This window comes from Streptomyces sp. NBC_00102, from assembly GCF_026343115.1.
Lineage (GTDB): Bacteria > Actinomycetota > Actinomycetes > Streptomycetales > Streptomycetaceae > Streptomyces.
Map to the genome: position 1 here is coordinate 3,360,460 of NZ_JAPEMC010000001.1, position 21,156 is coordinate 3,381,615.

A 21,156-nucleotide genomic window follows, 5' to 3' on the forward strand; every position below is an offset into this window, starting at 1 on the left:
CTCCGCCACAGCGCACCTCGTTACCATGCGGGGACGCAGAACCGACAGCGATCGACACCCCAGCTGACGACGACGAGGGACGGGTACACGCGTGGCCGAGGCGGCAGACTCTCAGGGGACACATACCTCTCCTGCTCGCCGGTGGATGAGGCGTACAGCGTCCGTGTTGCTGGGGGTGCCCCTGGTGACGGGTCTGCTGGCCGCGCCGACGGTGGCGTCCCCGCTCACCGGCACCCCGGAGAAGGCGGCTGTCTCCAGCACGGTCGATGTCTCACTGAACTCGCTCGCCCCCAGCGCACCTGTGGAGGGGGACACGCTGGTCGTCTCGGGCACCCTGACCAACAGGGGCAAAGAGACGATCGACGAGGCCGAGGTGGACCTCCGGGTCGGTCCGAGGCTCTCCGGGCGCTCATCGATCGACTCGAACGCCAAGCGGACCGGATATCTGCCGGGTGTCGACGCGGAACCTCTCGGCGATCCGTACACCCTTGAGGTGTCCTCGCTCCGCAAAGGCGTCAGCCAGGACTTCTCGATCTCCGTACCGGTCGACAAACTGCCGCTGGACTCCGCCGGCGTCTACCAGCTGGCCGTCTCCCTGACGGGACAGACGTCCAGCAGCTCCTACGAGCGTGTCCTCGGCATTCAGCGCACTTTCCTCCCCTGGCAGCCGGAGGAGAGCGGCGCCAAGTCCAAGCTCACCTTCCTCTGGCCCCTGATCGCCTCCGCGCACATCACGGCCGAGACCGCGTCGGACGAGCAGCAGACCCCGGTGTTCCAGGACGACGAGCTCGCCACCGAGCTGAAGCCCGGAGGCCGGCTGGAACAGCTCGTCTCCCTGGGCAGCGACCTGCCGGTGACCTGGGTGATCGATCCGGACCTGCTGGCGAGCGTCGACGCGATGGCGGGCACCTACCGGGTCAGGTCCGGCGACACCACCGTCCCGGGTACCAACCAGGACCTCGCGAAGAAGTGGCTCGACGCCCTGCAGAAGGCGGTGAACGGCGACAAGATCGTCGCCCTCCCGTTCGCCGACCCCGATCTCGCCTCCATCGCGCACCGGGGCAAGAACGTCTCGGGCACGCTCAGCCATCTGCAGACGGCCACCGAGGCGGCGACGACCACGGTGGAGACGGTCCTGCACACCACGCCCACCACCGACTTCGCGTGGCCCGTGGACGGCGCCATCGATCCGTCGATCGTCGACGTGGCCACCTCGGCCGGAGCCCACAAGGTGATCGCCCGCAGCGACAGCCTGGAGGAGATCGGCAACCTGCTGTACACCCCGACGGCGGCCCGGCCCATCGGGGGCGGTACCAGCGCCGTGGTGGCCGACTACCGTCTCTCCACCGTCTTCGGCGGTGACATGACCGGGGGCGAGCGCTCCACGCTCGCCGTACAGAACTTCCTCTCCCAGACCCTGGCTCTCACCAAGCAGGACGAGGAGAAGGAACGCAGCATCGTGGTCGCTCCTCAGCGGATGCCTTCCGCCGCCCAGGCGCAGACCATGGCCCGTGCCCTCCAGGCGCTGGACGACGGCCGCTGGACGGAGTCACTGGACCTGGTGGCGGCCGCGGAGGTGAAGCCGGACGCCGAAGCGACCACCAAGGTGCCCGGCTCGTCGGCGTATCCGAAGAAGCTGCGCAGCCAGGAGCTGCCCACTCAGGCGTTCCAGGACATCAGAGGCATCCAGGATTCGCTGAACAGCTTCCAGGTCATCCTGACCCAGCCCGAGCGCGTGGTGACCCCGTTCGGCAACGCCATCAACCGCTCCATGTCGACCTCCTGGCGAGGAAAGCCGCTGGAGGCGCAGAAGTACCGTGACGCGGTGCGGACGTATCTCCAGGGGCTCGTGGGCCAGGTGAACCTGATCGCCAAGTCGGACGTCACCCTCTCCGGCCGAAGCGCTACGATCCCGGTCACCGTGCAGAACCAGCTGGTGCAGGGGGTCGACGATCTGGTCCTCCGGCTGACCTCGGACAACGCCACCCGTCTCAAGCTCAACGGCGGAGGCGCGGTCGCGCAGCAACCGGTGGCGATCGCCGGCGGTCACAGCCAGTCGGTGAAGTTCGACGCGGACGCCAACGTCAACGGCCAGGTCCAGGTCAGAGCCCGTCTCTTCACCCAGGACGGAACCCCTTACGGCGACGAGATGACCTTCACCGTGAAGGTCTCCGAGCTGACGCCGACCGTTCTGCTGGTGATCGCGGGTGGCTTGCTGCTGCTGGTCCTCGCGGGTGTGAGGATGTACAACCACCGGAAGCGCGCCGTCGCAAGCGACACGTCGGACGGCGGCGGCGGCGAACCCGAGCAGCCGAGTGACCCGACGCCGGACACCGGGCCGGAAAGCGGGGACCCGTCCGGGACGGGTGAGAAAGTGGACCGTTGAGCGATGTCTGTCGAGGCCGGTCGGCCGGGGACGATGAGGTGGGGTTTCGATGAACGCGCCGTACGACGGTGACCGCGTGCACGGCGCGGGCGGGACGGGCGCCGACCGCGTGCCCCCGGAGACGGGACCGGACGGGATGACACCGGCCGACCCGTACCTCCAGCACGCCTACGACCACGATCCCTACCGGGCGCGGGACCTCGCCGCCCAGGACCCGGTCGGAGAGGCCCTGTACGACCGGGCCTCCCACCCTCCGCCGCCCCCGGGCACGTATCAGGAGCCACAGCCGCTCTACCAGCAGCCTCCGGCGGCCCAGTACCCCCCGGACCCCCGGATCTGGGCTCAGACGCCCGCACCGGAGCCGGCAGGGCCCTCCCGGCACCTTCCCTACGGAGACGACGCCCTCACGACCCAGTTCGTGGGCGTCGACGATCTCGTCACCCGCGCATCGGACGACGAAGAGGAACCGGACGCGTTCGCCCATCTCTTCCGGGACCAGGAGGGCGCCAACCGTGGCCGGCACGCCGGCACGCCCGAGCCGGAGCCCGCGAAGGCACCCGCGCCGCAGAAGTCCGGAGGACGGGCCTCGGGGCTCCTCAAGTCCAGCGCCCTGATGGCCGCAGGAACACTCGTCTCACGGCTCACCGGATTCGTCCGGAGCCTGGTCATCACCGCGGCTCTCGGCGCCGCCATGCTCGGTGACACCTTCACCATCGCCTACACCCTGCCGACGATGATCTACATCCTCACCGTCGGCGGCGGCCTGAACTCCGTGTTCGTCCCCCAGCTCGTCCGCTCCATGAAGGACGACGAGGACGGCGGCGAGGCGTACGCCAACCGTCTGCTCACCCTGGTGATGGTCGCACTCGGCCTGATCGTGGCAGCGGCTGTATTCGCCGCGCCGCTCCTCATCCGGCTGATGTCGCTGCCCATCGCCAGAGAACCCGCCGCCTACGGCGTGGCCACCACCTTCGCGCGCTACTGCCTGCCGACGATCTTCTTCATGGGCGTGCACGTCGTGATGGGGCAGATCCTCAACGCGCGCGGCAAGTTCGGCGCGATGATGTGGACCCCGGTCCTCAACAACATCGTCATGATCACGACGTTCGGCCTGTTCATCTGGGTCTACGGCACCTCGGCCGATTCCCAGATGGGTGTGCGCACGATCCCGCCGGAGGGCGTGCGGCTGCTGGGCATCGGCACGCTGCTGGGGCTCACCGTGCAGGCGCTGGCCATGATCCCGTACCTGCGTGTAGCGGGTTTCCGGTTCCGTCCCCGCTTCGACTGGCGGGGCCACGGTCTCGGCAAGACGATCAAGCTGGCCAAGTGGACCGTGCTCTTCGTCCTCGCCAACCAGGCGGGCGTCCTGGTAGTCACCCAGCTCGCCACCTCTGCCGGAAAGCTCTCCGGCCAGGACGGCACCGGATTCCTCGCCTACTCCAACGCCCAGCTCATCTGGGGCATGCCGCAGGCCATCATCACCGTCTCCGTCATGGCCGCGCTGCTGCCCCGCATCGCCCGGGCCGCGCACGACAACGACCCCGGTGCGGTCCGCGACGACATCTCCCAGGGCCTGCGGAACTCGGCCGTCGCGATCGTGCCGGTAGCCTTCGGCTTCCTCGCGCTCGGTCTGCCGATGTGCACCCTGCTCTACGGGGCGAGCGGCTCCGAGGCTGCCCGGTCGATGGGCTTCATCCTGATGGCCTTCGCCCTGGGCCTCATCCCGTACTCCGTGCAGTACGTGGTGCTGCGCGGCTTCTACGCGTACGAGGACACCCGCACGCCCTTCTACAACACGGTGATCGTCGCGGCCGTCAACGCCGCCGCGTCCGTCGTCTGCTACATCGTCCTCCCGTCCCGCTGGGCGGTGGTCGGCATGGCGGCTTCCTACGGCCTCGCGTACGCGGTCGGGGTCGGCGTCGCCTGGCGCCGACTGCGCAACCGGCTCGGCGGCGATCTGGACGGCTCCCGTGTCGTCCGTACGTACGCCCGCCTCTGCATGGCGGCGGTCCCTGCCGCACTGGTCGGGGGGGCGGTGGGGGTCGCCCTGCTGGAACTTCTCGGCGAAGGTGTATTCGGATCGGTCGTCGCACTGATCTGCGGCGGTCTGCTCCTGCTCGGCATCTTCTTCGGTGCGGCCAAGAAGATGCGGATCGAAGAGGTGAACGGCCTGATGGGTATGGTCCGGGGACGGCTCGGCCGCTGAAAACGCGCCGCAGCACACAACCATCGCCGGTCTCCGTGTGTCGTGCATAGGGCCGGAGTGTGGGCACAATTGGCGTGACTGTGAGCAGAGCCGGCTGGCATCGCGCAACGGATGGGGAGGCAGGAACGACGGTGGCGGAACGTAGCACGGCCGCCGTCGACGTGGCCGACAACAGCGGCGACGAGCCGTTGGCCGCCAAGGCGGACGAGGCCACGACCGACGGGACGGCTGAAGCCGAGAACGCGGCGGGCGAGAGCCCGGACGGCGTGGAAGACAAGGACGCCGGTTCCCCCGCGGAACTGCCGGCACCCGACCTGCACAGCGGCCACAAACTGGCCAAGCGCTACCGGCTCGAAGAGTGCGTCACCCGGCTGGACGGTTTCAGCAGCTGGCGCGCGATGGACGAGAAGCTGCGACGCGCGGTGGGTGTCCACCTGCTCACCGCCAACCATCCGCGCGCCCGGCCCGTCCTGGCCGCGGCCCGCTCCTCGGCGCTGCTGGGCGACCCGCGCTTCGTGCAGGTACTGGACGCGGTGGAGGAGGGCGACTTCGTCTACGTCGTCCACGAGTGGCTCCCGGACGCCGTCGAACTCACCGCGCTGCTCGCAGCGGGGCCCATGGAGCCTCACGACGCGTACCAGCTCGTGGTCCAGCTCTCCCAGGCCATGGCTGCCGCGCACCGGGAGGGCCTCGCCCACCTGCGCCTGACACCCGGTGCCGTCCTGCGCAGCTCCACGGGGCAGTACCGCATCCGCGGCCTCGCCGTGGACGCCGCTCTGCGCGGCATCACGGCCGAGCGCCCGTTGCGGACGGACACCGAGGCGATCGGCGCCCTGCTGTACGCGGCGCTGACCCAACGGTGGCCCTACGAGAACGACGCCTACGGGCTCGCCGGCCTGCCCAAGGGGATGGGTCTCATCGCCCCGGACCAGGTCCGGGCCGGGGTTCACCGCGGTCTCTCCGAGCTCGCCATGCGTGCTCTCGCCAACGACGGCGCCACGGCCTCGCGGCAGGAACCGCCCTGCACCACCCCCGACGAGCTGGCCAAGGCCGTCGCAGCGATGCCTCGCATCCTGCCGCCCGAGCCGACCTTCACCGCTCCGCCCGAGTACCAGCGGACCACCTACCAGCAGGGAACCTACGGGCGGCCCTCCGCGCAGGCGGCGCCGAACGCCATGCCCGTGCCTCCGGCCCCGCTCCAGAGCCGCACCGGCAGGGCGCTGAAATGGGCCGTCTCCGCCCTGCTCATCGCCGCCCTCGGCCTCGGCAGCTGGCAGCTCGCCGAGACGCTCTTGGACAACAAGAAGACCGAGGAGACGGACACCACCCGCACGAAGGACAGCGGCAGCACGGACAAGAACGCTCTCGTCTCCGGCCGGCCCCTCGCCATCGTCGGCAGCCACGATTTCGACCCCCTCGGAAGCGATGGCGGCGAGAAGCCCGAGGCGGTGAAGAACGCCTACGACGGCGACGCCAGCACCTACTGGTCCACCCAGAGCTACTACTCCGAGAAGTTCGGCCGCCTCAAAACAGGCGTCGGAGTCGTTCTCGATCTCGGCAAGGTGCAGCAGGTCGGATCCGTGGACGTCTCCTTCCTCGACGGCACCACCTCGGTCGAACTGCGGACCTCGGAAGACGCGGCCGCACCCTCCATGCCCGACGGCTTCACCAAGGTGGCCGGAGGCTCGGGAACGGACGTGACGCTCAAGCCCGAACACCCCGTCCAGGCGCGGTACCTCCTCGTCTGGCTCACCAAGCTGCCCGGCAGCGGCGAGCAGTACCGGGGCAAGATCTCCGAGATCAAAGTCACCAGCTGACGGACACAGGGGAACGGGGGGCTCACCGTTGGACGACGCCAGTTTCGCCGACACCAGTGACCAGGAGCTTCTGGCACAGCACGTGGCGGGCGAGCCGCAAGCCTTCGGTGAGTTGGTGCGGCGCCACAGGGACCGCTTATGGGCCGTGGCACTGCGCACTCTGGGGGACCGGGAGGAAGCGGCCGACGCGGTCCAGGACGCCCTCGTCTCCGCGTTCCGGTCCGCCCACACCTTCAGGGGTCAGTCCGCGGTCACCACCTGGCTGCACCGGATCACGGTGAACGCCTGCCTCGACCGGGCACGCAAGGCCGCCTCACGCAGAACCTCCCCGGTGGACACCGTGGAGCGCCTCGATCAGCTGTTGGAGCCGCACGAGTCGGCCGAGGCTCCCGCAGAACGACAGGATCTGCACCGTGAGCTGCTGGCCGCGCTCGCGACACTCCCTCCCGATCAGCGGGCCGCGCTGATCCTCGTGGACATGCATGGATATCCGGTGGCCGAGGCGGCCCTGGTCCTCGATGTACCGAGCGGCACGGTGAAGAGCCGATGCGCCCGGGGCCGGGCGAGGCTTCTGCCTCTGCTGGGTCATCTGCGCGGCCGTGACGCCGAGGATGACCCGCCGAAGGGCAAGGGCCCACCGGGTTCCGAACGGAACCTGTCGCGGAGTCCATCCGTCCCACGAGCATCGGGGCCGGGGGACACGGGAGCGCACAATCCTGCCGCAGTGCAGGGCGGAGGCGGACACGCATGACATCAACGACCGACACGACCCAGCACCCGGACGTTTCGGAGATCGCCGACTTCACCGAAGGCATCCTCCCCCTCCCCCGAACCGCGGAAATCCGGCGTCACCTCCTCTCGTGCGCACTCTGCGAGGAGGTGCGGTCCTCCCTCGATGAGATCGAGTCCCTGCTCGGGTCGCTGCCGGTGCCCGCCGCCATGCCGGACGATGTCGCCGCCCGGATCGACGCCGCTCTCGCCGCCGAGGCGGTTCGTGGGCCTTCCACTGCCGTCGTCACCGCTCCGGAGGAACTCGATGTTTCACGTGAAACATCGATAGGTGGAACGGAAGGGCCGACAGCACGATGGCCTTCCGAGCCGATGACCGCCGAGCCAATGACCGCTGCGATCCCCGCTGCGCGAAGGAAGCGCAAGGGGCCGTTGACGTCCCGCTCCACCGCCCGCCCGTCCCCCGCTTCCACGGGACCGGGCAGCCGCTCCTCGACGGCCCGTCGCCGGATCGCCCTCGGGGCCGCGTTCGGCGCCGGGATTCTGGGCGTGGGCGCCTTCTTCTTCCAGACGTCCGGCGCGACGTCCGGCAAGGCGGCCTCGGCCGATGCCGCCTCCGAAGCCGTCTCCCCGAATTCCCCGCCGTCGGAGGCCGGTGAGTTCACCGTGGCCACACTCCCCGAGCACGTGCGCAGCCTTCTCCGGGGCGTTCCCGCGCTGCGGAGCACCGAGGGCACCGAGACCGCCGCGCAGGAAGTGGAGCCCTCCGGAACACCCCTGCTCGGCGATCCGCTGGAAGCGCCCTCCGTACCTGCCTGCGTCCAGAGGGCGCTGGGACGTAAGGCAACCGTCCTCGGCGTGGAGTCGGGTGAGTACGAGGGGACCGAGACCTATCTCGTGGTGCTGCCTCACCCCACGGACAGCTCCCTGGTCACCGCATACCTCGTGGATGCGCGATGTGCCACCTCTGACCCCGCCGGTACGGGCTCTCTGATGTTCTCCCGCCCTTACCCCCGCCCCTGAGGTGCCCCGCGCCACACGGGGAGATCGGGAATGCGCGCCCCGTAGGATCCGTTGGGTGGGGTGAGAGTCGTTGAACCGACCACCTCAGACAGTAGGCAGACCGCAGAGACGAGGAAGACACCCGTGAGCGACGTCCGTAATGTGATCATCATCGGCTCCGGGCCGGCTGGATACACGGCCGCCCTGTACACCGCTCGCGCCTCGTTGAAGCCCCTGGTCTTCGAGGGTGCCGTCACGGCCGGTGGTGCGTTGATGAACACCACCGACGTGGAGAACTTCCCCGGGTTCCAGGACGGGATCATGGGTCCCGACCTCATGGACAACATGCGTGCCCAGGCCGAGCGTTTCGGCGCGGAACTGGTTCCGGACGACGTGGTGTCCGTGGATCTGACCAGCGAGATCAAGACGGTCACCGACACGGCTGGCACGGTCCACCGTGCCAAGGCCGTCATCGTGACCACCGGCTCCCAGCACCGGAAGCTCGGTCTGCCGAACGAGGACGCTCTCTCCGGACGTGGCGTCTCCTGGTGCGCCACCTGCGACGGGTTCTTCTTCAAGGACCAGGACATCGCGGTGATCGGCGGCGGCGACACCGCCATGGAGGAGGCGACCTTCCTCAGCCGCTTCGCGAAGTCGGTCACGATCGTCCACCGCCGTGACACCCTCCGCGCGTCCAAGACGATGCAGGACCGCGCCTTCGCCGACCCGAAGATCAGCTTCGCCTGGGACAGCGAGGTTGCCGGGGTCAACGGTGAGCAGAAGCTGTCCGGTCTGACCCTGCGCAACACCAAGACCGGAGAGACCTCCGAGCTGGCGGTCACAGGCCTCTTCATCGCCGTCGGTCACGACCCGCGGACCGAACTCTTCAAGGGTCAGCTCGACCTCGACGAAGAGGGCTACCTCAAGGTCCAGGCTCCCTCGACGCGTACCAACATCGAGGGTGTCTTCGGTGCCGGCGACGTGGTCGACCACACCTACCGTCAGGCCATCACCGCGGCCGGCACGGGTTGCTCGGCCGCCCTCGACGCCGAGCGCTTCCTCGCCGCCCTGTCGGACGAGAAGGCCGCCGAGCCGGAGAAGACTCCCGCCGTCTGAACAGTTCCACCCTCACCCACCCCCCTGTAAGTAAGGAGTCCGCCGTGGCCGGCGCGCTGAAGAACGTTACTGACGCTACTTTCGAGGCAGAGGTCCTGAAGAACGACAAGCCCGTTCTCGTCGACTTCTGGGCTGCCTGGTGCGGCCCGTGCCGCCAGATCGCCCCCTCCCTGGAGGCCATCGCGGCTGAGCACGGCGAGATCGAGATCGTGAAGCTCAACATCGACGAGAACCCGGACACCGCCGCCAAGTACGGCGTGATGTCCATTCCGACCCTCAACGTCTACCAGGGCGGCGAGGTGGCCAAGACGATCGTCGGTGCCAAGCCCAAGGCCGCGATCCTTCGCGACCTCGAGGACTTCCTCGTCTCGGAATAAGCCTCTCGTTCCGTGCTCTCCACGCCGCACGGAAGATGTTTCACGTGAAACGGGTCGGCCTCATGAAGAGGCCGACCCGTTCTGCTGTGCTCGAACCGTCCTCGGCCCCGGCACCCGTATCAGAGCGGCCGGAGCACAGGGTCCTTCTGCACCACTCCCAGCAGCCGGTCCAGGGCCAGCTCGACGTCTTCCCGCCAGGAGAGCGTCGTACGCAGATCCAGTCGCAGCCGCGGATGAACCGGGTGCGGCCGCACCGTCTTGAAACCGACCGCCAGAAGGTGATCCGCCGGGAGAAGGCAGGCGGGTTCCTTCCACCGCGCCTCACCGAACGCCTCGATGGCTTTGAAGCCCCGCTGCAGCAGGTCCTTCGCCACCGTCTGGACCATGACCCTTCCCAGCCCGTGACGTTGGTGTGCCGGGTCGATCCAGCCGGTGATCAGCTGGACCGCGTCCGGTGAGACCGGGCTCGTGGGAAAGGCCATGGAACGCGGTACATAAGCAGGCGGGGCATAGAGCACGTACCCCACCGGCACATCGTCGACGAGGACCAGACGGCCGCAGGAACCCCATTCCAGGAGAACGGCGGAGAGCCAGGACTCCTTGGCCGACTCCGTGGTGTCCGCCTTGATCGCGGCGTCCTCCCTGACGGGGTCCAGCTCCCAGAAAACACAGGACCGACAGCGACTGGGGAGATCCGAAAGATTGTCCAGGGTGAGCGGTACGAGCCGACGCCCCATGAAGGCGATCCCTCACTTCCTTGGATCCCGGGAGATACGCCCTACCAGAACGCATCGTAACCACGCAGAGAGGGAGCGCATACCCGGGAATGAGCAAAGGACGGGCCTTTGAGGCCCGTCCTTTGCTCATTGCCCGAAGTCGTCAGTCGGCCGCTTCGTCCTCCGCCTGCTTGACGGAGGCACCGCGCTCCAGCACGCGCCCCTCACCCGGCGCGAGACTGCCGAGAATGCGGTCCAGATCCTCCATCGAGGCGAACTCGACGACGATCTTCCCCTTCTTCTGGCCGAGGTCGACCTTCACCCGCGTCTCGAACCGGTCGGAGAGGCGTGACGCCAGATCACTCAGCGCGGGAGAGACCAGACTTCCTGCCCTCGGACCCTTCGGCTTCGCGGGGCGGTCACTCTTGGACTCCATGACCTTGACGATTTCCTCGGTCGACCGCACCGAGAGCCCTTCGCGAACGATGCGCCGGGCGAGCTCCTCCTGCGCCTCGGGCTCCTCGAGGGAGAGCAGAGCGCGCGCATGCCCGGCCGAAAGGACCCCGGCGGCCACCCGGCTCCGCACGGAGAGGGGCAGACGCAACAGCCGCAGGGTGTTCGAGACCTGGGGTCGCGAGCGGCCGATCCGGTCGGCCAGCTGCTCCTGAGTGCAGTTGAACTCCTTGAGCAGCTGCGAGTAAGCGGCTGCCTCCTCCAGCGGATTGAGCTGAGCCCGGTGCAGGTTCTCCAGGAGCGCGTCCAGCAGAAGCTTGTCGTCGTCGGTCTCCCGGACGATCGCGGGGATGCGCTCCAGGCCTGCCTCGCGGCTGGCCCGTAGACGCCGCTCACCCATGATGAGCTCGTAGCTGTCGGTCCCCACCTGGCGTACGACGACGGGCTGGAGCAGGCCCACCTCCTTGATGGAGACGATCAGCTCGTCGAGCGCCGCCTCGTCGAACACCTCACGCGGCTGCTGCGGGTTGGGGCGGATCGACTCCGGCAGCAGCTCGGCGAAGTACGCACCGACCGCCACCGGCTCCGACTGCTCCACCGCCGGCTCCGCCGACTTCGGCTCGGGCACCAGAGGGCCGTTCGACAGTGCGGACAGCTTCGCGGCCGGTACTCCCCGCTCCGCCGCCAGCACCTGACCGGCACCGGTCGGCGCCACCTGCTTCTCGGAAGGAGCTGCGGGAATCAGCGCAGCGAGCCCACGCCCCAGCCCTCGACGACGGTCACTCACTGGATGCCCTCCGAAATGCTCCGCTGGGTGCTCTGATTGCCCACGTGCGCTGGCTGGGGCTCGTACCGCACTCCGACGCCCCGCAGCGCGATCTCACGCGCTGCCTCAAGGTACGACAGCGATCCGCTCGATCCCGGATCGTACGTCAGAACGGTCTGTCCGTAGCTGGGAGCCTCCGAGATGCGTACGGACCTCGGAATGCTCGTACGCAGCACCTCTTTTCCGAAGTGGCTGCGCACCTCCTCCGCGACCTGGGAGGCGAGGCGAGTCCTGCCGTCGTACATGGTCAGCAGGATCGTGGACACGTGGAGGTCCGGGTTGAGGTGTCCCCGAACGAGTTCGACGTTCCGGAGTAGCTGGCCCAGGCCTTCCAGCGCGTAGTACTCGCACTGAATGGGAATCAGCACCTCGGCACCGGCAACCATCGCATTGACCGTCAGCAGCCCCAGAGAGGGCGGGCAGTCGATGAGGACGTAGTCGAGCGGCTGCTCGTACGCCTGAATGGCGCGCTGGAGACGGCTCTCGCGTGCCACCAGGGAGACCAGCTCGATCTCGGCACCGGCGAGATCGATGGTGGCGGGAGCGCAGAAGAGACCCTCCACGTCCGGGACGGGCTGTACGACTTCGGAGAGCGGCATGCTCTCCACCAGAACGTCGTACACCGAAGGGACTTCGGCGTGGTGGTCGATCCCCAGAGCCGTCGAGGCGTTTCCCTGCGGATCGAGGTCGATCACCAGGACGCGGGCGCCGTGCAGAGCGAGCGAGGCGGCAAGGTTGACGGTCGACGTCGTCTTGCCCACACCGCCCTTCTGGTTGGCGACCACCATGACGCGCGTCCGGTCAGGGCGTGGCAGACCCTCGCCGGCACGGCCCAGGGCCTCCACCGCCAGCTGGGCCGCACGACCAATAGGAGTGTCATCCATCGGCGGCGGTGTTTCACGTGAAACACCGTCCCCCAGGGATTCGGTACGGGGACCGGGGACCGGATCGGTCATCGGTCCCGCGATGTTGGCGTCGGACCGCAAGGATTCACTCTCCTCGACTTCAGGCTCGCAATAGGCAGAGCCTGCCATGCTTTCGGGGTTGTGAACCAGCGAGGCCCGCAGTTCTGTGGATGGCTCCACCGATGTGGACAACTTGGTAGCTCGTTCGGGGTTGCGGTCCCGCGGCGTGGCGGCCGCACGGCCACGGCCGATGATTCCCTGCAACAGAGAGCGACGTTTCACGTGAAACACGATGCCTCTGCGGGGCAACTACCCAGCACCGACACTCCGCGTGGAGAGCCGAGGGCTACGTCTGTGGAGCATCGAGCCGCAAGCCGACAGACCGGCCCCCGGTGATGATTCTTCCCGGGCGCCCCCCTGCCCCGGCCGTCGAAACCGATTCAGCGCCGGCGGCGCGTCCGTCCTACCCGGGCAGCCTTGGCCCGCTTTGCGGCGAACCTCACACCGCCCGGGCTCTCGCCCACGACCACACGGACCACCGTCGTCGTGGGGTCCACCACACCGGCCCCGGCGTGCAGCACCTCGGTCTCCACCACGCCCAGCTTGCTCAGCGCGGCGCGCGCGCCGTTGATCTCCTCTTCGGCGGTGTCACCCTTGAGCGCCAGCATCTCGCCGTACGGCCGCAGCAGCGGCACGCCCCAGCCGGCGAGGCGATCCAGCGGTGCGACCGCCCGTGCCGTGACGACGTGGACCGGCTGTAGCTTCCCCAGTACTTCTTCGGCCCGGCCCCGTACGACCGTCACATGGTCGAGTCCGAGCAGTTCCACGACCTCCTGGAGAAAGTTCGTCCTCCGGAGCAGCGGTTCCAGCAGGGTGATCTTCAGGTCGGGCCGCACCAGAGCCAGCGGGATTCCCGGCAGACCGGCCCCGGAACCCACGTCGCACACCGTCACGTCCTGGGGGACCACCTCGGAGAGCACGGCGCAGTTCAGCAGGTGCCGCTCCCACAGACGTGGAACCTCACGCGGACCGATCAGTCCACGCTTGACGCCCGCGTCCGCAAGCAGCTCCGCGTACCGTACGGCTTCCGGGAAGAACTCGCCGAATACCGCCTGGGCCGCCTCGGGTGCCTGAGGGAGCGCTGCTTCCTCCGTCACGGGGACCGTCCTTCCCTACCGCACTAACGCACTGTGGATGGCTGACTATCAGGCTGACAAAGATCGGCCCCGCCTGCGAACAGACGGGGCCGACAGAACATGTTCCGGTCAGGCCGGAAGGACGACGACGAAGCGCTGCGGCTCCTCGCCCTCGGACTCGCTCCGCAGACCGGCTGCCGCGATCGCGTCGTGCACGACCTTGCGCTCGAACGGCGTCATCGGCTCCAGCCGCACCGGCTCACCGGAGCTCTTGACCTCGTCCGCCGCCTTCGCGCCGAGCGCCGCCAGAACCTCACGCTTCTTGGCACGGAAGCCCGCGATGTCCAGCATCAGACGGCTGCGGTCACCGGTCTCCCGGTGCACCGCCAGCCGGGTCAGCTCCTGGAGCGCCTCCAGCACCTCACCGTCGCGGCCCACCAGCTTCTGCAGTTCACGCGCCGACTCGCTGATGATCGAGACTGCGGCCCGGTCCGCCTCGACGTCCATGTCGATGTCGCCGTCGAGATCGGCGATGTCGAGGAGACCCTCGAGGTAGTCGGCCGCGATCTCGCCTTCCTGCTCAAGGCGGGTCAGGGTGTCGCTGCCCTCAGCGGCCGTGGAGATGGTGCCTTCCGACACGGATGGACTCCTTACTTCTTGGACGGGTGCTTGGGCCGCTGCTGGCCCTTGCGCGGGCCGGACTTTGCCTGGCGTGAGGAGCCCGACGCGGGCTTGCCCGCCGGCTTCGAGTTGTCGTCCTGCTTCTGGAGCGAGGGCTTCGACTCAGAGGTCTTGGACTCAGGGGTCTCGTCGGAGGCCGATTCCTTGGCCGTCTCGGCCTGACCGGCGGCGGCAGTCCTCTGCGCCTTGCTCTGCCGCTTGGGCTGGTGGCGCCGCTGCGCAGTGCCCTCGGCCTCCGCCACTGCCGACTCGCTCTTCGCCACGTTCCCGTCCTCCTGGGCTGCGAGGCCCAGCTTGGAGAGTCCGTTGATGAACTTGCGCTCGATGTCGTTGCGCTCCGAGCCCTTGGCGTAGATGCGCTTGACGGTGTTACGCCGCGTACGGCCCCGAACCTCGCCGTGCTGGGTGACGCTCTTCAGCAGTCGCCCGAGGTACTGGTCCTGGGCCTTGCTGCCCGGTGTCGGGTTCTGGTTGATCACGAACATCTGCTGACCCATGGTCCAGACGTTGGTGGTCAGCCAGTAGACGAGGACACCGACGGGGAAGTTGATGCCCATCACGGCGAAGATCAGCGGGAAGACGTACATCAGCATCTTCTGCTGCTGCATGTACGGGGTCTTCACCGTGAGGTCGACGTTCTTCGTCATCAGCTGGCGCTGGGTGAAGAACTGGGAGGCCGACATCATGACGATCATGACCGCCGTGACGACCCGGACGTCCGTGAGGGAAGCGCCGAGCGCCTGCACCTCGGCCGAGCTGTTCATGAACTTCGCCGCGAGCGGGGCACCGAAGATGTGAGCCTGCCGCGCGCTGTCGAGCAGCGGCTGGTCGATGACGCCGATCGTCTTGCCGTTGGCGATGGCCGCGAGCACGTGGTACAGGGCGAAGAAGAACGGGGACTGCGCCAGGATCGGAAGGCACGAGGAGAGCGGGTTGGTGCCCGTCTCCTTGTACAGCTTCATCATCTCTTCGGACTGACGCTGCTTGTCGTTCTTGTAGCGCTCCTGGATCGCCTTCATCTTCGGCTGGAGCACCTGCATGTTCCGCGTCGACTTGATCTGCTTCACGAAAAGCGGGACCAGGCAGATGCGGATCAGGACCACGAGGGACACGATGGACAGGCCCCAGGCCCAGCCAGTGTCGTCACCGAAGATCGCCCCGTACACCTTGTGGAACTGGACGATCACCCATGAGACGGGTGTGGTGATGAATTGGAACAGACTGGCAATCGTGTCCACTAATCAGGCTCCTTGAGCTTTGGGCGAGGTCTCTGTGGCCGGGCCCGGCAGCACGGCCGGCGCCGCCGCGGCGGCTGCCGTGTCCCCGGGGGGCACATCAGTGGCGGAGTCCCCGCCCTTGTCGCCGCGCAGCGCGTTGCGCAGCAGTTCGTGCCAGCGCGGACGCTTGCGCGGCGGGACATGGTCCACACCGCCCGGCGACCACGGATTGCATCGCAGAATGCGCCAGGCGGTCAGCGCTGTTCCCTTGATTGCCCCATGCCGGTCTATCGCCGTGAACCCGTAGTGCGAACACGACGGGTAGTAGCGGCAGACAGGGCCCAGCAGTGGGCTGATCGTCCACTGGTACAGCTTGATGAGAGCCAGCAGCGGGTACTTCATCGCGCGCCCCCTCCCAGCAGCCGCTCAAGGGCGGCATCCAGGTCTCGGGTCAGCTGAGCGTGGTCCGCGTCACCCGATCCGGGCAACGCTCGCACCACAACCAGGCTACCGGGGGGCAGCTGAGCCAGCCGGTCCCGGACCAGATGGCGAAGCCGGCGCTTCACAGCGGTGCGGACGACCGCGCCACCCACGGCTTTGCTGACGACGAAACCCGCACGCGGTGGGGGAGGGGTCTCCCCCGACACGTGCGGGTCCGTAGTACCGCTGCGTAGATGGACGACGAGCAGAGGGCGACCAGCCCTGCGTCCTCGTCGTACCGCGGTCGCGAAGTCCTCGCGCCGCCTCAGCCGATTCTCGGTAGGCAGCACGTCATGACCTGTGGATGATCAGGCGGACAGGGCGCTGCGACCCTTGCCACGGCGGTTCGCCAGAATCGCGCGGCCGGCACGGGTACGCATGCGAAGGCGGAAGCCGTGGGTCTTGGCGCGACGACGGTTGTTCGGCTGGAAGGTGCGCTTGCTCACTCGGGGGCTCCAGAATAAATCGGGTGTTGGCGGGACATCGCCTGGCTGTCACCGTGCGCCCACGAGGAACTCGCGTAAACGCCTTAGTGCACCGCTTCACAATCACAGATCGTGATCTTTGCCCATCGGAGGCAGGCGGCAGCAGCCATCGACAACTCGACCTGGTCACGGTACGCGCGGCTACGCCATCCGGTCAAACTCGCCGCGAGCGACCCCCCACTATGCACAGGCTGTGGACAACAACTTGAACCGGGCGGGTCGGCGTGACTACCGTGGCTGAACTCCGGTTTCTTTTCGTTCCCCCCTGCCGGGCCCGACCCGACCCGACCCATTCCGTCCCGGGAACCACATATTCGTGGGACATGCGAGAGAGCGTGCCTTGTGGCTGACGTACCTGCCGATCTTGCCGCAGTGTGGCCACGCGTGCTGGAACATCTCCTCGGTGAGGGCCAGCAGGGCATCGAGCCGAAGGACAAGCAGTGGATCGAGCGCTGCCAGCCTCTCGCGCTGGTCGCCGACACCGCGCTGCTCGCCGTACCGAACGAGTGGGGCAAGCGGGTCCTGGAGGGACGGCTCGCACCGCTCATCAGTGAAACGCTGACGCGCGAGTGCGGCCGGCCGATCCGGATCGCGATCACCGTCGACGACTCGGTCGGCGAGCCGACCCCGCCGGCGCCACCGCTGCACCAGGCCCAGCAGGGCCGGCAGAACCACCGGTACCCGAACCCGTCCCACGACGAGCAGAGCCACGTCGACCCGTACGACACGTACGGTCACCGCCCGCAGGACGACGGGATGCCGACGGCCCGTCCCGCGTACCCGGAGTACCAGCAGCGCCCCGAGCCGGGCGCCTGGCCGCGTACCCAGGAGGACCTCTCCTGGCAGCAGCCGCGGCACGGCGGCTACCAGGACCGCGAGCAGCCGGCCGACCAGTGGCGCGAGCCGTACGGCACCGGGCGCCCGCAGCAGCCCTCGCACGATTACCGCCCGCAGCCTCCGGAGCGTCAGGGGTACGAGTCCCAGCGGCCCGAGCGGCACGACCTCCAGGACCAGCAACACCGTCCCGGGCGCAACGGCGGCGGGATGCCGGTGCCCGGCTCGCAGCAGGCCCCCGCGCCCGGACCGGGTGAGCCGCATGCCCGGCTCAACCCCAAGTACCTCTTCGACACCTTCGTCATCGGCGCCTCCAACCGGTTCGCCCACGCGGCGGCGGTGGCGGTGGCCGAGGCGCCCGCCAAGGCCTACAACCCTCTCTTCATCTACGGGGAATCAGGGCTCGGCAAGACTCACCTGCTGCACGCCATCGGGCACTACGCGCGGAGCCTCTACCCGGGGACGCGGGTGCGGTACGTCAGCTCCGAGGAGTTCACCAACGAGTTCATCAACTCGATCCGGGACGGCAAGGGCGACACCTTCCGCAAGCGGTACCGCGACGTGGACATCCTGCTCGTCGACGACATCCAGTTCCTCGCGAGCAAGGAGTCGACGCAGGAGGAGTTCTTCCACACCTTCAACACGCTCCACAACGCGAACAAGCAGATCGTGCTCTCCTCGGACCGGCCGCCCAAGCAGCTGGTGACGCTGGAGGACCGGCTCCGCAACCGGTTCGAGTGGGGGCTCACCACCGATGTGCAGCCGCCCGAGCTGGAGACGCGGATCGCCATCCTGCGCAAGAAGGCGGTGCAGGAGCAGCTGAACGCCCCGCCGGAGGTGCTGGAGTTCATCGCGTCCCGGATCTCGCGGAACATCCGTGAGCTCGAGGGCGCGCTGATCCGGGTGACGGCGTTCGCCAGCCTCAACCGGCAGCCGGTGGACCTCGGTCTCACCGAGATCGTGCTGAAGGACCTCATCCCCGGCGGGGAGGACTCGGCTCCGGAGATCACCGCACCGGCGATCATGGCGGCCACGGCCGACTACTTCGGCCTGACCGTCGAGGACCTCTGCGGTTCGTCGCGCAGCCGCGTCCTGGTGACGGCCCGCCAGATCGCCATGTACCTCTGCCGCGAACTCACCGATCTCTCGCTGCCGAAGATCGGCGCACAGTTCGGCGGACGGGACCACACCACGGTCATGCACGCGGACCGCAAGATCCGCGCGTTGATGGCGGAGCGCCGCTCCATCTACAACCAGGTCACAGAACTCACCAACCGCATCAAGAACGGCTGACGTCCGGCGGTGCCGCCACGCCCGGCGGCACGGCGGCCGGGCCGGCCGGTCGTGCACCGGCACTCCGTCCCCGCGCGATCCGCCCACAGGCAGTGGACAACGAGGCGCCCGGGCTGACCACTTCACGGTCCGCCCGGGTGCCTCTTCGCCGTTCCCGGAACCACTTCACGGTCCGCCCGGGTGCCTCTTCGCCGTTCCCGGGTACCGCTCTGGTACGCCCGCTCCCCCACGGCCGTCCTCTCCTTCCGCTCCCGGAACGCCCTTCCGGCCCCGGAAGGGCGGACGGCTCTCCACACCTGCCCACTCCCCGGATGCCGGCGCCGCAGGTGGCACCCGGGCCCCACCCGGGCCCCACCCAGGCCCCACCCAGGCCCCACTCGGGTCGAGCTCAGGTCGCGCTCCGGACCGCCGGACGCTTCTTTCCAGCGGCCTCCAGAGCATCGACGCCGGCACGGCAGCCGCCCCGACGACCGTGTGGAGGGAGCCCTGAAAGGCGCCGGTGGAGACGTTTTCGGGGGCTCGGGAGTGCGCGGTGCCTTCACTCCGGACGGCTTCGAGGGTTGATCGCTGTTCGAACAGAAGGTCACAGAAGCGTGGACACGGTGCTTCTCCACAGATGTGCCGGAAATCTTCCCTCCACAACCTGGGGACTGGGAAGTTGTCCAGATTGCGTCCACAGGGCGGGCTGCCGATACTCCATCAGGCCAGGTCAACCGCTTGGGGATTTGTGGTCAACTTTGATCCACAGCCTGTGGATAAGAATCCTGTCCACAGGACCCCCTGCTGGTTGTCCACCGTCAACTCACAGGATCGGCTCTCTTGTCCCCAGCAGGAACCCTCTTCTCCACACCTCTGTCCACTGTTCGGCAACACGACACCCCTCCTCACTGCCGAGAGTGAAAGGCGTCACACCAAGGAGGTCGATTGGGCTGTGGGGAACCCGGGTAAAGCTGGGGACGCCCCTGGGGAGAAGTACCCCCGGCCTGTGCATCGGGTGTGCAGAACTTTCGTGTGTCCACAGAAGTGCCTGGTTATCCACGGACCGCACCCACAGGCACGGTGGACAAAAAACCGGCTCTGACCTGCGAAAACGACGTTATCCACGGTTTCCACAGGGCCTACTACTACTACCCCTCAGAGTTAGCCAGGAATCAGCTTCGAAGTGGGGGCTGTGCACAACTTGGCCCGCCGGGCTCTCGGACCGCTTCGGGCGACTTGACCCCGAGCAGCAACGAGTGTCGGCGCCGTACGTCAGACTGGACCCCGGCGTCCTCCCCGGCCCCTCGGCCGACGGACCCGAATCGACGACGAGGCCAGCAGGGCGAGCGAGCAACAGCAGGAGGCGGTTCCGGTGAAGATCCGGGTGGAGCGCGATGTACTCGCGGAGGCGGTGGCCTGGGTGGCCCGCAGCCTCCCGGCCCGTCCGCCGGCACCGGTCCTCGCGGGCCTTCTGCTGAAGGCCGAGGACGGTGCCCTCAGCTTCTCCAGCTTCGACTACGAGGTCTCCGCGAAGGTCTCCGTCGACGCCGAGATCGAGGAGGACGGCACGGTCCTGGTCTCCGGCCGCCTGCTCGCCGACATCTGCCGCGCTCTGCCCAACCGTCCGGTGGAGATTTCCACCGACGGTGTGCGCGCCACGGTGGTCTGCGGCTCCTCGCGCTTCACCCTCCACACACTGCCTGTGGAGGAGTACCCGGCGCTGCCGCAGATGCCGACCGCGACCGGCACGGTGCCCGGCGAGATCTTCGCCTCGGCCGCCGCACAGGTCGCCATCGCCGCGGGCCGCGACGACACCCTCCCGGTGCTCACCGGCGTCCGTATCGAGATCGAGGGCGAGACCGTCACGCTGGCCTCGACCGACCGCTACCGTTTCGCCGTCCGCGAGTTCCAGTGGAAGCCGGAGAACCCTGACGCCTCCGCCGTGGCCCTGGTGCCCGCGAAGACGCTCCTGGACACCGCCAAGGCGCTCACCAGTGGTGACACGGTCACCCTGGCGCTCTCGGGGGCCGGTGCGGGCGAGGGTCTGATCGGTTTCGAGGGGGCCGGCCGCCGCACGACCACCCGTTTGCTCGAAGGCGACCTCCCGAAGTACCGCACGCTCTTCCCGACCGAGTTCAACTCCGTCGCGGTGATCGAGACCGCCCCGTTCGTCGAGGCCGTCAAGCGTGTGGCCCTCGTCGCCGAGCGGAACACCCCGGTCCGGCTCACCTTCGAGCAGGGCGTACTCATCCTGGAAGCCGGTTCTTCGGACGACGCACAGGCTGTGGAGCGCGTCGACGCGGTGCTGGAGGGCGACGACATCTCGATCGCCTTCAACCCGACCTTCCTGCTGGACGGGCTGAGCGCCATCGATTCCCCGGTGGCCCAGCTCTCCTTCACCACCTCCACGAAGCCCGCCCTGCTCAGCGGCCGCCCGGCCGTCGACGCGGAGGCGAACGACGCGTACAAGTACCTGATCATGCCGGTCCGCCTCTCCGGCTGACCGCTGCTCGGTACA

18 protein-coding genes are annotated in these 21,156 nt (G+C 68.2%); 9 read left to right on the forward strand and 9 right to left on the reverse strand.

The window, feature by feature from the left end:
* Positions 1–91: 91 nt before the first annotated feature.
* From OHA55_RS14965 to trxA, 7 genes are all read left to right on the forward strand, one after another.
* On the forward strand, positions 92–2,386 hold the full coding sequence (locus OHA55_RS14965) for a DUF6049 family protein (protein ID WP_266706598.1): 2,295 nt from the start codon (positions 92–94) through the stop codon (positions 2,384–2,386).
* Positions 2,387–2,435: 49 nt separating this feature from the next.
* Positions 2,436–4,592 (forward strand): murein biosynthesis integral membrane protein MurJ, encoded by a 2,157-nt coding sequence (gene murJ, locus OHA55_RS14970; RefSeq protein ID WP_266706599.1) that lies wholly within the window; start codon positions 2,436–2,438, stop codon positions 4,590–4,592.
* A gap of 131 nt (positions 4,593–4,723) precedes the next feature.
* The gene (locus OHA55_RS14975) at positions 4,724–6,409 is read left to right on the forward strand and encodes a protein kinase family protein (RefSeq protein ID WP_266706600.1); all 1,686 of its coding nucleotides are present in this window, start codon (positions 4,724–4,726) and stop codon (positions 6,407–6,409) included.
* A gap of 28 nt (positions 6,410–6,437) precedes the next feature.
* Positions 6,438–7,160, forward strand: a complete 723-nt coding sequence (gene sigM, locus OHA55_RS14980; RefSeq protein WP_266706601.1) for an RNA polymerase sigma factor SigM — start codon at positions 6,438–6,440, stop codon at positions 7,158–7,160.
* A complete protein-coding gene (locus OHA55_RS14985) occupies positions 7,157–8,161 on the forward strand; it encodes a hypothetical protein (RefSeq protein WP_266706602.1) in 1,005 nt (334 codons plus the stop codon). The genes sigM and OHA55_RS14985 overlap by 4 nt, the downstream gene beginning before the upstream one ends.
* Before the next feature lie 123 nt (positions 8,162–8,284).
* The gene (gene trxB / locus OHA55_RS14990) at positions 8,285–9,256 is read left to right on the forward strand and encodes a thioredoxin-disulfide reductase (RefSeq protein ID WP_266706603.1); all 972 of its coding nucleotides are present in this window, start codon (positions 8,285–8,287) and stop codon (positions 9,254–9,256) included.
* 44 nt (positions 9,257–9,300) lie between these two features.
* Positions 9,301–9,633: a thioredoxin gene (gene trxA, locus OHA55_RS14995; protein ID WP_266706604.1), complete on the forward strand. Its 333-nt coding sequence runs from the start codon at positions 9,301–9,303 to the stop codon at positions 9,631–9,633.
* 119 nt (positions 9,634–9,752) lie between these two features.
* On the opposite strand, the gene OHA55_RS15000 is transcribed toward trxA, so the two are convergent.
* The 9 genes from OHA55_RS15000 to rpmH all read right to left on the reverse strand — a co-directional run bounded on the left by OHA55_RS15000 (position 9,753) and on the right by rpmH (position 16,493).
* Entirely contained in the window at positions 9,753–10,370 is a 618-nt protein-coding gene (locus OHA55_RS15000) for a GNAT family N-acetyltransferase (RefSeq protein WP_266706605.1), read from the reverse strand.
* A 142-nt stretch (positions 10,371–10,512) separates the two neighbouring features.
* A complete protein-coding gene (locus tag OHA55_RS15005; protein ID WP_266706606.1) occupies positions 10,513–11,589 on the reverse strand; it encodes a ParB/RepB/Spo0J family partition protein in 1,077 nt (358 codons plus the stop codon).
* A complete protein-coding gene (locus tag OHA55_RS15010) occupies positions 11,586–12,662 on the reverse strand; it encodes a ParA family protein (protein ID WP_323180416.1) in 1,077 nt (358 codons plus the stop codon). Before OHA55_RS15010 ends, OHA55_RS15005 begins: the two co-directional genes overlap by 4 nt.
* A gap of 311 nt (positions 12,663–12,973) precedes the next feature.
* Positions 12,974–13,690: a 16S rRNA (guanine(527)-N(7))-methyltransferase RsmG gene (rsmG, locus tag OHA55_RS15015; protein WP_266706607.1), complete on the reverse strand. Its 717-nt coding sequence runs from the start codon at positions 13,688–13,690 to the stop codon at positions 12,974–12,976.
* Between the two features lie 108 nt (positions 13,691–13,798).
* Positions 13,799–14,308: a R3H domain-containing nucleic acid-binding protein gene (locus tag OHA55_RS15020; RefSeq protein WP_266706608.1), complete on the reverse strand. Its 510-nt coding sequence runs from the start codon at positions 14,306–14,308 to the stop codon at positions 13,799–13,801.
* A gap of 11 nt (positions 14,309–14,319) precedes the next feature.
* Entirely contained in the window at positions 14,320–15,588 is a 1,269-nt protein-coding gene (gene yidC, locus OHA55_RS15025) for a membrane protein insertase YidC (RefSeq protein WP_266706609.1), read from the reverse strand.
* Positions 15,589–15,591: 3 nt separating this feature from the next.
* The gene (gene yidD, locus OHA55_RS15030; protein WP_266706610.1) at positions 15,592–15,969 is read right to left on the reverse strand and encodes a membrane protein insertion efficiency factor YidD; all 378 of its coding nucleotides are present in this window, start codon (positions 15,967–15,969) and stop codon (positions 15,592–15,594) included.
* Complete coding sequence (rnpA, locus tag OHA55_RS15035; protein ID WP_266706611.1) at positions 15,966–16,337, reverse strand: ribonuclease P protein component; 372 nt, start codon at positions 16,335–16,337, stop codon at positions 15,966–15,968. The genes yidD and rnpA overlap by 4 nt, the downstream gene beginning before the upstream one ends.
* Positions 16,338–16,355: 18 nt before the next feature.
* Complete coding sequence (gene rpmH / locus OHA55_RS15040) at positions 16,356–16,493, reverse strand: 50S ribosomal protein L34 (protein WP_112448007.1); 138 nt, start codon at positions 16,491–16,493, stop codon at positions 16,356–16,358.
* 381 nt (positions 16,494–16,874) lie between these two features.
* Here rpmH and dnaA point away from each other — a divergent pair, with 381 nt between their 5' ends.
* Positions 16,875–18,659, forward strand: coding sequence for a chromosomal replication initiator protein DnaA (dnaA, locus tag OHA55_RS15045; protein WP_266706612.1), 1,785 nt, complete (start codon positions 16,875–16,877; stop codon positions 18,657–18,659).
* A 1,351-nt stretch (positions 18,660–20,010) separates the two neighbouring features.
* A complete protein-coding gene (gene dnaN / locus OHA55_RS15050) occupies positions 20,011–21,141 on the forward strand; it encodes a DNA polymerase III subunit beta (protein WP_266706613.1) in 1,131 nt (376 codons plus the stop codon).
* Positions 21,142–21,156: the final 15 nt, after the last annotated feature.